General features: G+C 39.7%; 15 protein-coding genes. 8 read left to right on the forward strand and 7 right to left on the reverse strand.

Annotated features, from left to right (window positions below; genetic code table 11):
- Positions 1 to 20 precede the first annotated feature (20 nt).
- Entirely contained in the window at positions 21 to 791 is a 771-nt protein-coding gene (locus tag ACK1JC_RS04785) for a TorF family putative porin (protein ID WP_409510722.1), read from the forward strand.
- Positions 792 to 934: 143 nt separating this feature from the next.
- Here ACK1JC_RS04785 and ACK1JC_RS04790 read toward each other — a convergent pair whose 3' ends face one another.
- From ACK1JC_RS04790 to ACK1JC_RS04800, 3 genes are all read right to left on the reverse strand, one after another.
- Positions 935 to 1,447 (reverse strand): GNAT family N-acetyltransferase, encoded by a 513-nt coding sequence (locus ACK1JC_RS04790; RefSeq protein WP_409510723.1) that lies wholly within the window; start codon positions 1,445 to 1,447, stop codon positions 935 to 937.
- A gap of 78 nt (positions 1,448 to 1,525) precedes the next feature.
- The gene (locus ACK1JC_RS04795; RefSeq protein ID WP_409510724.1) at positions 1,526 to 3,013 is read right to left on the reverse strand and encodes a YifB family Mg chelatase-like AAA ATPase; all 1,488 of its coding nucleotides are present in this window, start codon (positions 3,011 to 3,013) and stop codon (positions 1,526 to 1,528) included.
- A 76-nt stretch (positions 3,014 to 3,089) separates the two neighbouring features.
- The gene (locus tag ACK1JC_RS04800; protein WP_409510725.1) at positions 3,090 to 3,311 is read right to left on the reverse strand and encodes an accessory factor UbiK family protein; all 222 of its coding nucleotides are present in this window, start codon (positions 3,309 to 3,311) and stop codon (positions 3,090 to 3,092) included.
- Between the two features lie 283 nt (positions 3,312 to 3,594).
- Between ACK1JC_RS04800 and glnK the strand changes: the two genes are divergently transcribed.
- The 7 genes from glnK to ACK1JC_RS04835 all read left to right on the forward strand — a co-directional run bounded on the left by glnK (position 3,595) and on the right by ACK1JC_RS04835 (position 9,868).
- Positions 3,595 to 3,933, forward strand: coding sequence for a P-II family nitrogen regulator (gene glnK / locus ACK1JC_RS04805; RefSeq protein ID WP_139853406.1), 339 nt, complete (start codon positions 3,595 to 3,597; stop codon positions 3,931 to 3,933).
- 66 nt (positions 3,934 to 3,999) lie between these two features.
- Positions 4,000 to 5,412 (forward strand): ammonium transporter, encoded by a 1,413-nt coding sequence (locus ACK1JC_RS04810; RefSeq protein ID WP_409510726.1) that lies wholly within the window; start codon positions 4,000 to 4,002, stop codon positions 5,410 to 5,412.
- Positions 5,413 to 5,560: 148 nt separating this feature from the next.
- Positions 5,561 to 6,025: a transcriptional regulator NrdR gene (gene nrdR / locus ACK1JC_RS04815; RefSeq protein WP_409510727.1), complete on the forward strand. Its 465-nt coding sequence runs from the start codon at positions 5,561 to 5,563 to the stop codon at positions 6,023 to 6,025.
- A gap of 51 nt (positions 6,026 to 6,076) precedes the next feature.
- Positions 6,077 to 7,159 carry a bifunctional diaminohydroxyphosphoribosylaminopyrimidine deaminase/5-amino-6-(5-phosphoribosylamino)uracil reductase RibD gene (gene ribD / locus ACK1JC_RS04820; RefSeq protein ID WP_409510728.1) on the forward strand — a complete coding sequence of 361 codons (1,083 nt, stop codon included), beginning with the start codon at positions 6,077 to 6,079 and terminating at the stop codon, positions 7,157 to 7,159.
- The gene (locus ACK1JC_RS04825) at positions 7,156 to 8,463 is read left to right on the forward strand and encodes a DNA adenine methylase (RefSeq protein ID WP_409510729.1); all 1,308 of its coding nucleotides are present in this window, start codon (positions 7,156 to 7,158) and stop codon (positions 8,461 to 8,463) included. Before ribD ends, ACK1JC_RS04825 begins: the two co-directional genes overlap by 4 nt.
- A gap of 89 nt (positions 8,464 to 8,552) precedes the next feature.
- Positions 8,553 to 9,212 (forward strand): riboflavin synthase, encoded by a 660-nt coding sequence (locus tag ACK1JC_RS04830; protein ID WP_409510730.1) that lies wholly within the window; start codon positions 8,553 to 8,555, stop codon positions 9,210 to 9,212.
- Positions 9,213 to 9,322: 110 nt separating this feature from the next.
- A complete protein-coding gene (locus ACK1JC_RS04835; protein WP_409510731.1) occupies positions 9,323 to 9,868 on the forward strand; it encodes a VTT domain-containing protein in 546 nt (181 codons plus the stop codon).
- Between the two features lie 56 nt (positions 9,869 to 9,924).
- On the opposite strand, the gene ACK1JC_RS04840 is transcribed toward ACK1JC_RS04835, so the two are convergent.
- The 4 genes from ACK1JC_RS04840 to ACK1JC_RS04855 all read right to left on the reverse strand — a co-directional run bounded on the left by ACK1JC_RS04840 (position 9,925) and on the right by ACK1JC_RS04855 (position 12,846).
- Positions 9,925 to 10,143 carry a hypothetical protein gene (locus tag ACK1JC_RS04840; protein ID WP_409510732.1) on the reverse strand — a complete coding sequence of 73 codons (219 nt, stop codon included), beginning with the start codon at positions 10,141 to 10,143 and terminating at the stop codon, positions 9,925 to 9,927.
- Positions 10,144 to 10,328: 185 nt separating this feature from the next.
- The gene (locus tag ACK1JC_RS04845) at positions 10,329 to 10,952 is read right to left on the reverse strand and encodes a hypothetical protein (protein WP_409510733.1); all 624 of its coding nucleotides are present in this window, start codon (positions 10,950 to 10,952) and stop codon (positions 10,329 to 10,331) included.
- A gap of 45 nt (positions 10,953 to 10,997) precedes the next feature.
- Positions 10,998 to 11,405, reverse strand: coding sequence for a DNA polymerase III subunit chi (locus ACK1JC_RS04850; protein ID WP_409510734.1), 408 nt, complete (start codon positions 11,403 to 11,405; stop codon positions 10,998 to 11,000).
- Positions 11,398 to 12,846 (reverse strand): leucyl aminopeptidase, encoded by a 1,449-nt coding sequence (locus ACK1JC_RS04855; RefSeq protein ID WP_409510760.1) that lies wholly within the window; start codon positions 12,844 to 12,846, stop codon positions 11,398 to 11,400. Before ACK1JC_RS04855 ends, ACK1JC_RS04850 begins: the two co-directional genes overlap by 8 nt.
- Positions 12,847 to 12,874 lie beyond the last annotated feature (28 nt).

Raw genomic sequence — 12,874 nt, forward strand, 5'->3', positions numbered from 1 at the left:
TTTGATGGGGAGTAATACCAATGAAATTTTCAATTAAACTGATCGCTGCAACTATTTTAACATCTATGACAACTGTCGCAATGGCTACAGAAAATACAGCATTGTCAAATTTGGGTTTGAGCTTTAGTGGCTCTGCGGCGATTACTTCTGACTATCGTTTTCGTGGGATTACGCAAACTCAAAATGATCCAGCAATTCAAGCTGGTTTCACATTGGCGCACACATCAGGATTGTATTTTGGACTTTGGGGTTCAAATGTAGATTTTGGTGAGGATTCACCAAGCTTAGAGCTTGACCCATCATTAGGTTTTGCTACAAATTTGAGCAGTCTTCCAGGTAAACCTTTATTAGATGTTGGTGTGCTTTATTATAATTATCCAAGTGATAGTGATTTGAACTGGGTTGAGCTTTATGGAAAATTAGGCTTTAAAGATGCCATTATTTCAGGTGATAATATTTTAACCAATGTGAACTATACCAATGATTATGCAGGTTTAGATGGTGACAGTTGGAATTTTAATGTTGGATATACAGTGCCGTTTGGTTCGACAGGTTTTGGTGGTATTGCGAGTGTCGGTTATACAACTGTAGATAAAGATAAATACGACTTTAATGGCGATGATAATTATGTAGATTGGAAAGCAGGTGTGACTTATGGTTTCAAATCTGTTTCGGGTTTAACAGCTGAATTGGCAGCTATTGGAACCAATATTGATACTGATGGTATGTCACATGCAGGAGAACGTGCTGTAGAAACAGGAGCAGTTTTTACCTTGGCTAAATCTTTCTAAACTTTTGTAAATAATAATACTAATTTTAGAATAATAAATGGATATCAAATGCGCTTTGCCCGATGGATTTCATCGGGCTTTTTTATGAATTAAATTATTGAGTTAGAAAATCGAATGTAAAAAATGATACTTCAATATTTAGATTATGCTATTGCTTCAAATGCTGAAGAATAGGTCACATCACCTTGTGCAAAATTACCGTTAAAGGATAAGGCTTGAAAATATTCAACAGGAACATCTGCAAGTGTCAGCCCGGATACGACTTGAAAACCAAATCGAGTATAATATTCAGGTTCACCAAGTAGTACACAACCTTCAGCACCTAAGTTTTTTAACTGTTGTAGCGCTTGCTGAATGAGTGCAGAACCGACGCCTTGTCCTTGATATTTAGGTAAAACAGAGACTGGACCTAAACCATACCAATTTTTTTCACCTGAGCTAATGTTCACGGGTGAAATTGCAATATGTCCAATGATTTTGCCATCGAATAATGCGACCAACGAAATTGTAAGTTGTTGCTGCTTGCGTAAAGAATTCACAATAAAATGCTCAGTATGACTACTATGTGGCGCATCAGCGAAAGCCAATTCAGTCACTTGAGTAATGTCATGAATATCTTGATCTTGTTCAGGTCGAATCTGTATAGCAAGGGTCAAGTGGTGTACTCCTGATGAGGCATATTTTATGATTGAATAGTACCTTTAATATATTCGATCATTTAAACAAAACAATCTTTAATTTTCTTGACTACGATAAGATAACGCTTCCGTGAGATGCATACTCTGAATATGTTCGGATTGAGCAAGATCAGCAATAGTACGCGCAACTCGAAGTATCCGATGATAGGCACGCGCAGAGAGGTTTAATCGTTGTTGTGCAAGCGCAATTATTTTTTGTGAACCATCATCAAGTAATGCATATTTTTCAAGTTGTTGTGGTGACAAACTTTGATTTAGAAAGCTTTGACGATATATTTGTAAATCATATGCTTGAGTGACACGTAATCGTACAGTTTCAGAATTTTCAACAGGTTTATTATCCTGTAATTCCTGTGCTTTTAATGGTGGCACATCAATATGTAAATCAATACGATCAAGTAAAGGACCTGAAATACGGTTTTGATAGCGTTTAATCGCTTCTGCCGAACATTGACAACGACTATCCTGATTAAAAGCATAACCACATGGACATGGATTCATTGCAGCAATGAGTTGAAAGTTGGCGGGAAAAGTCATTTGCCGTGAAGCGCGAGAAATCACAATTTCTTTAGACTCTAAAGGTTGACGTAAGACTTCTAAAACTTTTCGATCAAACTCGGGTAATTCATCTAAAAATAAAACACCTAAATGAGCGAGCGTAATTTCACCTGGTTTGGGCTGTGAGCCTCCACCAACCAAAGCAACAGCAGAGGCAGTGTGATGGGGTGCTCGAAAAGGGCGTTGTCCAAAACTGTGCTGGGTACTTGCTATAGAATAAATACTCGCAACTTCTAAATTTTCTTGTGCAGTTAATGGTGGCAAAATGCTAGACAGCCGTGAAGCAAGTAAAGTTTTTCCTGTACCAGGTGGCCCTTTAAATAAAATCGAATGTCCACCTGCTGCTGCAATTTCCAAAGCACGTCTTGGGCGTAATTGACCTTTGACATCTGCAAGGTCAAATTTACAGTTTGGAATAAATGAAATATCGGGTGATTTAGTTGCATTAATTTGGTGCATATTAAGGAAATGTTCACATACTTGCTTTAAGTGATTTGCTGCAAAGACTTTAAAATTGGGCAGTTGAGCCGCTTCATCAGCATTTTCAAGCGGTAGCATGAGTTGATGCTCTGCTTGTTGACATGCCATTGCAATACTCAATGTTCCTGAAACAGGGCGTAAATGCCCATCGAGCGCGAGTTCACCAATAAACTCAAAGTTATCAGTTGCATTTTCAGGTAATTGCCCTGAGGCAATCAGAATACCTAGCGCAATCGGTAGATCTAGTCGAGAACCATCTTTGGGTAAATCAGCAGGTGCAAGATTGATGGTTAAACGTTTGGTAGGAAAAAGAAATCCACTATTGATAATCGCAGATCGAACACGATCTTTACTTTCTCTTACAGCCGCTTCGGGTAAGCCAACAATCGTTAGTGAGGGCAGACCTTGACTGACATGTACCTCAACTTCAATTTGAGGTGCATGTAAACCGAGCAAACCTCGGGTATAGATTTTTGCAAAAGACATTATTATTTTCCATTTTGCTTTATTTTTAATCAAATTTGGTCTTTATTGCACTAAATTTGTGCAATTTATGTATTTTTTATTTTTGTAACTGTATTTCGAGTTGTGCGAGTTGTTGTTGCAATTGTTCTAAACGAATATTGGCATTATTCAGTGCAATTTGTTGTCGTGTAAGCTCATCTTTAGAAACCAAATCCATTTTGCTGACCGCTTCATTGAGCAAGGCGCGAAGATTATGCTCAAGATCTTTTTTGGGTTGATCAACTTGTTCAAGAATAGCGCGTAAAAGGGTTTCAATCATTTTTTAGTGTTCCATAAATCAGCTTGTTGCGTAGCATGAGTGTAACATTGCTTAAACGACGACCAAAGTATTAACTGATTTCTATGGTATTAATTGATAAAAAAATATAAAAAAACAATCACAAAATCTGTATTTTTTAAAACTCAAAGTCAGTCTTCGAGTATACAATAGAATGTACATATTGTTTCTGTTAGATTTGTGAAGCACCCCCAACCGTTTCCCAAATTTGGCACGAAAATTGAACATAAAACCTTACTGGTAAGAAAAGCCGAAGGAAAATAACATGAAGCTCGTAACTGCAATTGTAAAACCATTTAAATTGGATGATGTGCGTGAAGCACTTTCTGAAATTGGTGTCCAAGGGATTACCGTAACAGAAGTAAAAGGCTTTGGTCGTCAGAAAGGTCATACAGAATTATATCGTGGCGCTGAATATGTCGTCGATTTTTTGCCGAAAGTTAAAATTGAAATCGCAATCAGTGATGATTTGGTCGACTCAGTGATTGAATCAATTACTCGTGTTGCAAGCACAGGAAAAATTGGTGATGGTAAAATTTTCGTCACTAATCTTGAGCAAGTGATTCGTATTCGTACAGGTGAAACTGGTCCTGATGCTGTTTAAGTTGGCATAAAGTTTGCAAGTTATGTACCTAAGTACATAACTCAAAAAAATTGGTTGGGGAATCAAATGAAAAAAATGCTGCTCGCACTCAGCTTGTCTGGTGCACTTCTTGGTGGTTCAGTCACTTGGGCTGAAGAAAGTATTTCTGAGCCTACCTCTACTTCTACAGTTGCATCAAATACAGATCAGACAGTTGCAACCACTATTCCATCTATAGAACCCATTCCTGCTGCTATAACTCCTGAAGCAGTACCTGCTGCTGAGCCGACAGTAGATACAGGAGATACAGCATGGGTTTTGGTTTCGACAGCATTGGTTTTGTTAATGACCATCCCGGGTCTAGCACTGTTCTACGGTGGTATGGTTCGTAAAAAAAATGTTTTAAGTACCATGATGTATAGCTTAACTGCTGCCATTGTTGTGAGTCTGATTTGGGTAACGGTCGGTTATTCCTTAGCATTCTCAGGGTCAGGTGCATACATTGGTGATTTATCCAAAGCTATGCTCAATGGTGTTTCTTTTGATGCACTCAGTGGCACAATTCCTGAAAGCTTATTTGTTATTTTCCAAATGACATTTGCCATTATTACTGTTGCTATTTTAAGTGGTTCGGTTGCTGATCGCATGAAATTCTCAGCTTTCGTAGCCTTTATTGCAGTATGGGTCATTTTGGTATACGCACCAATTACACACTGGGTTTGGGCTGCGGATGGTTGGTTATATAAAGCGGGTGCGTTAGATTTTGCTGGTGGTACAGTCGTACATATTAACTCAGGTGTCGCAGGTTTAGTAGCAGCATATTTACTTGGTAAACGTATGGGCTTGGGGCGTGAGTCGATGGCGCCGCATAACTTAACACTCACTGTTATTGGTGCGAGTTTACTTTGGGTTGGGTGGTTTGGTTTCAATGGTGGTTCTGCATTGGGTGCAGGGGCTCGTGCAAGTATGGCGATTTTAGTGACTCAAGTCGCAGCGGCTGCGGCAGCATTTACATGGTTGTTGGTTGAACGTTTTGTCCGTGGTAAAGCTTCAGTCTTGGGTGGCGCGTCAGGTGCAGTGGCAGGTCTAGTGGTGATTACACCAGCAGCAGGATTTGTCGGTGTCGGTGGTGCATTGATCATGGGTGTGATTGGTGGAGTCGTTTGTTTCTGGGGTACAACGTCATTAAAACGTCTATTAAAAGCGGATGATGCTCTAGATGCATTTGGTCTACATGCCGTTGGTGGTGTTGTAGGTGCAATTTTAACAGGCGTGTTTTATAACGAAGAAATTATTAAAGCAGCCAGTGTCGTTTTAGCACCAACTATGCTAGAACAACTTTGGGTACAAGTTGAAGGTGTGCTTGCAACGATAGCTTATAGTGCTATTGTGACTTTCATTATTCTTAAAGTGATTGACCTGATAATTGGTATTCGTGTTGAAGCTGACGATGAGCGTATGGGTCTAGACTTGAGTCAACATGGTGAACGTATTGAATAACGATATGTTACTTCAATAATAAAAACTATATATTGTGTAAAACAGCCCAAAAGGGCTGTTTTTTTTCTATATGTAGCGTAAAACTCAACAAATCTCCATTTTTTTGCTACACTTGATTCTTCCATAAAATTTGTTCAATTAAACCGCTATGCATTGTCCATTTTGTAACACCGCAGACAGTAAAGTGATTGATTCACGTCTTGCGGCTGAAGGTTGCCAGATTCGTCGACGCCGTGAATGTACGAGCTGCGGTGAACGATTTACTACATTTGAGAGTTATGAAGTGGTTATGCCACGTGTAACCAAATCAGATGGAAAAAATGAACCTTTCGATGAAGCGAAAATGCGTAGATCGCTCATGCATGCGTTACAGAAGCGTCCTGTCACGCAAGAGCAAATTGAAACGGTTTTAAGTGATATTCAATTAAAAATTCGCCGTTTGGGTGAGAGAGATGTACGCTCACGCACGATTGGTGAAATTGTCATGCAATCCTTGTTTGCACTTGATCATGTCGCTTATGTGCGTTTTGCATCGGTTTATCAGGATTTTCAGGATGTCGAAGCATTCCGTCGCCAGATTGAACAAATGCAGCATAACGGTCAGGAAAACTAATTTTTATTCTATGTCATTTTCATATCACTCTTATTGCCAATTGGGAACACTATGTCTGAGTTAAACCAGGATCATTTCTGGATGCTGCAAGCATTGGCTGAGGCAGAAAAAGCTATTTACCGCACTCGCCCCAATCCAGCAGTTGGTTGTGTAATTGTCAAAGACGGTGCGATTGTTGGGCGTGGTGCAACTGCACCTGTCGGTGGTTCACATGCAGAAGTCTTTGCTATGCATGAAGCAGGAGAGCAGGCACAAGGTGCAACTGCATATGTGACACTTGAACCCTGTGCACATTATGGGCGTACACCGCCGTGTGCTAAAGGTTTAGTTGAAGCAGGCATTACTCGTGTAGTGATTGCCTGTGCAGACCCCAATCCTTTAGTTGCAGGAAAAGGCATAGAAATATTAAAACAAGCAGGCATTGAGGTTGTAACAGATGTCTGTACAGCACAAGCCGAAGTACAAAACAAAGGCTTTTTAAAGGCAATGGCAACAGATATGCCCTATGTACGCTTAAAAATTGCATCGAGTTTAGATGGGCGTACAGCGATGGCATCGGGTGAGTCTAAATGGATTACGGGTAATCTTGCCCGTCAAGATGTACAACATTGGCGTGCGATTTCGGGTGCAGTCATTACGGGTATTGAAACCATTTTAGTTGATGATCCTTTACTTAATGTACGTCAACTTGAAGGTGTTGATTTAGCAACTGTTATTCAGCCGAAACGTATAATCCTTGATCGGCAAGGACGTTTGCCATTGACAGCAAAAATTTTACAAACCCCTGATACGGTTATCGTTATGGGGCCTTTTCGCTCAGAACTTGAACAGATTGGCGTGGTACAATTAGAAATACAATCTTTACCAGAACTTTTACAAACACTCAAAAAAATACAGATTTATGATGTGCTTGTTGAAGCGGGTGCGACATTATCCACTGCATTTTTACAAGCAAAATTGGTTGATGAACTGATCAGTTATGTCGCACCGACATTTTTAGGTGCAAAAGCACGAACGATGTTCAATGCGGAGTTTGATCGTATGGCAGAACAACTTCGTTTTAAGCTACTTAATGTGACACAATTGGGTGATGACATTCGCTTAAAACTCATTCCCTTACAAGAGTCCGTATGAATTCAGAATCTACTACGCCAGCGATTTATCATAAGCGTCGTCATTCCGCGCGTACGACAGATGAATATTTATTTCATCAACTTGTGCCGTATTTAGGGAATAAGCGTCGCTTACTGCATTTGATTCTTGAAGCCCTTGAAATAACAGGCACACTGAATAAAGGCGGTAAACGTGCCCCGATTTTTGCTGACTTTTTTGCAGGTAGTGGGGTCGTTTCACGTTTAGCGCGTCAAAATGGTTATCGTGTGATTGCCAATGATTGGGAACCCTACAGTCATGCATTGAATCATGCAATTTTGGCATGTACCGATGCACCTGCATTTAAAGAGTTGGGTGGTTATCAAAAAGCCATTGATTATTTAAACCGTTTGCCTGAAGTCAAAGGATGGGTGACACATAATTTGTGCCCACGTAATGATGACCTTTATGATCCTGCACGTGACCGTTTATTCTTTAAACGTCGTAATGGAATGCGTATTGATGCGATTCGTCAGCAGATAGCAACATGGCAAGCGCAAGGTGCAATCGATGATGTCGAGATGAGTGCATTACTTGCGCCATTACTGTATTCAGCAAGTTTGGTCAGTAATACAAGTGGCGTATTTAAAAGTTTCCATCATGGATGGGGTGGTAAAACGCAAACAGCGCTTGAGCGTATTGAATCATTGCTTTGGTTAACACCAAGTCGCTTTAGTGAAATTGGTGATACTGAGCAAAAAATACCTATGGCAGAAATGTGGTGTGTTGATGCGCAACATCTTGCCAATCAAATGAGTAGTTTTGAAGTGGATGTCGCTTATCTTGACCCACCTTATAATCAACATGCGTATAGCAGTAATTACCATGTCCTCAATTCATTGACGCTTTGGGATCAAACTGATTTACCGACACCTGATACTAAGGGCTTTAAAAGTGGTATTGATCGTGCTTGGCGTAAAGAACGTCCAAGTCAATATAACTCTTCTAAACATGCGCAGGAAGCATATGAGAAGTTATTGGAAACCATCAATGCACGTTATATTCTGACGAGTTATTCAACTGATGGCAATATTGAAGCCAAAGACTTACTGGCTGCCAATTTGAAACGTGGCAAGGTGACGTTATTGACACAAGATGTACCTCGTTATCGTGTCAGTAAACAGCGCCAGTCCGAGCGTGCACGTGTACTTGAGTTTATTGTCATTACAGATACACATGCCAAATCAGGTCCACCTTTGCGTCAGTTGCTCGGGCAGTTGTATCATTTTGCAGAACTTGGTGGTGTCGATACCACAGGGGTGAGTACACAGTTGGCACTTTGGTAAAATGGTGAGAGCCCTTTAAAAAGGTCATTTGGCACCATTCAATACAGTCAGGTATAAATTCCTCAATAAATGAGGTTGTAGGGTAAATTATGTTCACAGGCATTATTGAAAGTTTAGGTAAAGTTGAAAGTTTACAAAGTGTCGGTGGCGATATACGCCTACGTATTCATACTGATCTAGATATGTCCGATGTACATTTAGGCGATTCAATTGCGACTAATGGCATTTGTTTAACGGTGATTGAATGGGGCGAACATTGGTATGCTGCCGATGTTTCTCGTGAAAGTTTAAATCGTACGACATTGGGCAATTGGAAAGTTGGTCAATCGGTGAATGTTGAAAAAGCGATGTTACCGACCACACGTTTTGGTGGGCATATTGTCAGTGGTCATGTCGATGCTGTCGGTGAAATTACAGTTGTTCGTTCAGATGCACGTTCAATATATTATGAAGTGACAGCCCCTGCTGAAATTGCAAAATATTTGGCAGAAAAAGGGTCAGTGACTGTCGATGGTATTAGCTTAACCATCAATCATTTACGTGGCAGTATTTTAAGTCTCAATTTGATTCCACATACAGCAGATCGAACCAATATTGGAACGTGGAAAGTCGGTGCAAAAGTCAATTTAGAAGTTGATATTTTAGCCCGTTATATTGAGCGTTTACTGTTGGGTGATAAAGCTGCTGAGCCTAAAGCAGAATCAAAATTGAGTATGGAATTTTTAGCAGCGAATGGCTTTTTAAAATAGACTACACTGTAATGAAGATAAAAAACAGCCTAATTTAATTAGGCTGTTTTTCTTTGTCTGTGTTTTAATTCAGCTTATCACTGAATCGAAAATTCTTAAGCGAGTGTGGATTGATTGATTTTTTACTACATTTAGAACAGTTTTTGCCTATGTTGTTGGAAAACTATGGCTTGTGGATTTATGCCATTTTATTTTTGATTGTTTTTGCAGAAACGGGTTCTGTATTTATGTTTTTCCTACCTGGTGATAGTTTACTGATTGCTGTGGGTGCATTGTGTTCAACAGCAGAGTCGGTACATTTGCACTATATGGGATTATTGTTATTTATTGCATCGGTATTAGGCTATATCGTCAATTATTTTACTGGTCGAGTGTTGGGATTTAAGTTTTTTCATGCGCATTCACGAATTTTTAAGCCCGAATATATTCAGAAAACCAATTATTACTTCCAAAAACATGGTGGTATGACCATTTTATTTGCCCGTTTTATTCCATTTGTACGGTCATTTGCACCTTTTGCTGCCGGTGCAGGGCATATGAAACTGCCTGTTTTTATGATGTATAACGTACTTGGCGGATTGATTTGGATTGCCCTATTGCTTGGCATTGGTTATGGCGCAGGGAATTTATTATCTTTATTATTTGACGCTATTTAATCTATATTTTATTTAAAAAGCCCTGCTGGGCTTTTTTGTTCTCTAGCAAAACATATTTAGTGCTTGATAATGGTTAGTGAGGTATGACCGATGTACGAATTCGTTTGACCTTCTTCAAGTAAAGAAAAATGTCCTTTGTCTGATTCACGGCTTAAAAAAACTGAAATACATTGAAAATCGGTACGACTAATCAATAAGTCTTGGACGGAAAGCGTCCATTGTTCGCCAGTATGTAGTTGATGAATATGGTTTGAAATTTGATTGAGTGTATCCATTTTATATCCTCTAACAATGCAATATGATTCAAAAAATATACATTTTGAATGCCATCATCAATTGAGTTAGCGTTCTTTCAAACCTAGCATTGATGATTTTGGTACTTGGTATGATGATGTGACATAAAGATTGCATTTTGGTGACAGTAAAATGAAACTATTAGCATTAAAATGGATAAGCTAATCTATATTTCTGCTGAAAACTTTGAATTTTCTAAAATGTAATCAATTTCATCTTTTGCCGCAGCTTTGAGTTTATTGCGAAATGCATTCACAGCTTCTTCAATCGAAGTTTCAGCTTCAAGTTCTAAACGTAAACGTACACTTTCAAGCTCGGAAAGAATTTCGTCATCTTGAATACGTGAGCGTGGGTTAGAAAAATCAATTGCAGGATATTCAGGATTTTTGCTATAGCGTTGGCTTTGTTGCGCAATTTCATCATCAATCACTTGACGCAAAGCATTGAGTGACTGGGTTTGTGCATAAAACTGCTGTAATTCATCTTGTTGTAATTGCAAATTATAAGCCTGCTGTTTTGCACGTTTATCTGCTAGTGATTTTTCTAGCGCGAGTTGCTTTCGTATGCGGGCTTCTTCAAGGAGTTGTGCTTTTAAATCAGCATAAGCTTGATCGACTTGTAACTGTGCAACTTGAAGGGCACGTCGGTCATTGTCTATCCACTTTTCAATGTTTGTTGACGGTTGCAACAAATCACAGATACGATTGAGGTCATCAAAAAACGACTGACGTACAGCATTCGGTGCATCAAGCCACCGCTTTTTAAAGTCCTGACCGACATTTAGTGCCACAATGTATCTCCTAGAAAAGTATGAATTTAAAATTCATCTTCATCTTTATAATTTAAAGGTTTGCGGTTGTACGCCAAGACCACGATAAGTTTTGAACTTTTCTCTACCGATGATTTTCGCTTGTTCATCATTTTCGATGATTTCAATAATGTGATCAAACTGGGTCATATTTTCAAGCGCTTGATTGTTAAAATTAAATACAATCCAATCATTTTCTGTTGGTAAATCTGCTGAAATACAAATGGGTGCAGTTGTGTCCTGTATACCATGTGGCAGAAAACTTGTCGGATCAAATGACCATAGCAGCTCATCAAGTTCTTGCTGTACTTTTGGATCAGGGCAATGTAGCCAAATGCGTGCAGATTGATGCAAAATTTTACGACATAAACGACAAGTGCTTTGCACTTGTCGTTCAGGACTTTTTTCAAACAGATAAAAGCTAATTTTAGCCATTAGACTGTGCACGATTGGCAAGCAATTGCATTAAAAGTGGCACAGGACGACCCGTAGCACCTTTATTTGCACCTGAGTTCCAAGCAGAACCTGCAATATCTAAATGTGCCCAACGGTAGTCACGCGTGAAGCGCTGTAGGAAACAAGCCGCTGTCACTGCACCAGCTTTAGGACCGCCAATGTTAGCGATATCGGCAAATGGTGAGTCTAATTGTTCTTGATAATCATCCCATACTGGCAAGCGCCATACACGGTCAAATGAGTTTTGACCCGCCGCAGTAATTTCAGCCGCAAGTTCATCATCGGGAGTAAATAGACCTGAAACCACTGAACCAAGTGCAACTACACACGCACCTGTTAATGTTGCAATATCAATGACTAATGCAGGGTTGAAGCGTTTGATATAGGTCAGTGTATCGCACAGTACTAAACGACCTTCAGCATCAGTATTTAAAATTTCAACCGTTTGACCACTCATTGTGGTAACGATATCACCTGGACGTGTTGCACTGCCTGATGGCATGTTTTCAGCCGCAGCCAAAGCACCAACAACATGAATAGGTAATTTAGATTCACATAAAGCACGTAGAGTCCCTAAAACAGATGCTGCACCGCACATGTCGAATTTCATTTCGTCCATGCCTGCACCTGGTTTAAGTGAAATACCACCAGTATCAAAGGTGACACCTTTACCGACCAAGACAATTGGTGCTTGGTCAATATTTGACATATATTCAAGGGTGATTACACGACCTGGACGGTCTGAACCTTTGCTCACAGCAAGAAAAGCATTCATGCCTAAGTCAGCCAATTGCTGTTCTTCAAGTACAGTGACTTTCAGTAGATCAGGGAACTCTTCTGCCAGCGCAAGTGCTTGCTCCGCTAAATATTCAGGGAAACAGATATTTCCTGGGCAGTTACCCAAATCACGAGCAAAGTTCTGACCATTTTGTACAGCTTCAATCAGGCTGAGTTGTTGCGCTGTTAATGGTGAATTGGTTGCGATGAGTTCAATATGATTGAGTGCAAATTCATTCTTCTTCGATTTGTACTCATCATAGGCATAAGCTGCTTGAGTCAGGTTCAAAGCAAGTAAATAATGTAGCTCCGAAGGGACAGCTGAAATATCAACACTGATTTTTGCACATTTTTTTTGTGACGCTTTGATAATGGTTTGTGCGATTTTTGCTAACTTCGCTGCCTTTAATTCCGTTGCTTTATCTAGACCAATGAGCGTACTGTTCAATTGTGCAGGAACTTTCCCGATAAGCGGTAAAATCTCATTGAAACCCGCTTTAAATTGTGTCGCTTGAGCTAAAGAATCTAAATCATTGATTTGATATGTTGTTTTAACTATTTGTTGTTGTTCTGAATCGACAAGAATCAACAATGACTGACTCTCTGATGCTGTTGTATAAGTTGTATTGAGCGTAAGTTTCATATGCAGTAACGTGCCTGAACGAGGTTGT

Origin of the sequence: Acinetobacter sp. TY2 (assembly GCF_046269225.1) — a bacterium.
Lineage (GTDB): Bacteria > Pseudomonadota > Gammaproteobacteria > Pseudomonadales > Moraxellaceae > Acinetobacter.

Bases quoted from the DNA above. Each gene is read 5' to 3' on its own strand.
- ACK1JC_RS04810 (WP_409510726.1), top strand. From the start codon at position 4,000: ATGAAAAAAATGCTGCTCGCACTCAGCTTGTCTGGTGCACTTCTTGGT.
- ribD (WP_409510728.1), top strand. From the start codon at position 6,077: ATGTCTGAGTTAAACCAGGATCATTTCTGGATGCTGCAAGCATTGGCT.
- ACK1JC_RS04800 (WP_409510725.1), bottom strand. From the start codon at position 3,311: ATGATTGAAACCCTTTTACGCGCTATTCTTGAACAAGTTGATCAACCC.
- nrdR (WP_409510727.1), top strand. From the start codon at position 5,561: ATGCATTGTCCATTTTGTAACACCGCAGACAGTAAAGTGATTGATTCA.
- ACK1JC_RS04855 (WP_409510760.1), bottom strand. From the start codon at position 12,846: ATGAAACTTACGCTCAATACAACTTATACAACAGCATCAGAGAGTCAG.
- glnK (WP_139853406.1), top strand. From the start codon at position 3,595: ATGAAGCTCGTAACTGCAATTGTAAAACCATTTAAATTGGATGATGTG.
- ACK1JC_RS04830 (WP_409510730.1), top strand. From the start codon at position 8,553: ATGTTCACAGGCATTATTGAAAGTTTAGGTAAAGTTGAAAGTTTACAA.
- ACK1JC_RS04795 (WP_409510724.1), bottom strand. From the start codon at position 3,013: ATGTCTTTTGCAAAAATCTATACCCGAGGTTTGCTCGGTTTACATGCA.
- ACK1JC_RS04850 (WP_409510734.1), bottom strand. From the start codon at position 11,405: ATGGCTAAAATTAGCTTTTATCTGTTTGAAAAAAGTCCTGAACGACAA.
- ACK1JC_RS04825 (WP_409510729.1), top strand. From the start codon at position 7,156: ATGAATTCAGAATCTACTACGCCAGCGATTTATCATAAGCGTCGTCAT.
- ACK1JC_RS04785 (WP_409510722.1), top strand. From the start codon at position 21: ATGAAATTTTCAATTAAACTGATCGCTGCAACTATTTTAACATCTATG.
- ACK1JC_RS04840 (WP_409510732.1), bottom strand. From the start codon at position 10,143: ATGGATACACTCAATCAAATTTCAAACCATATTCATCAACTACATACT.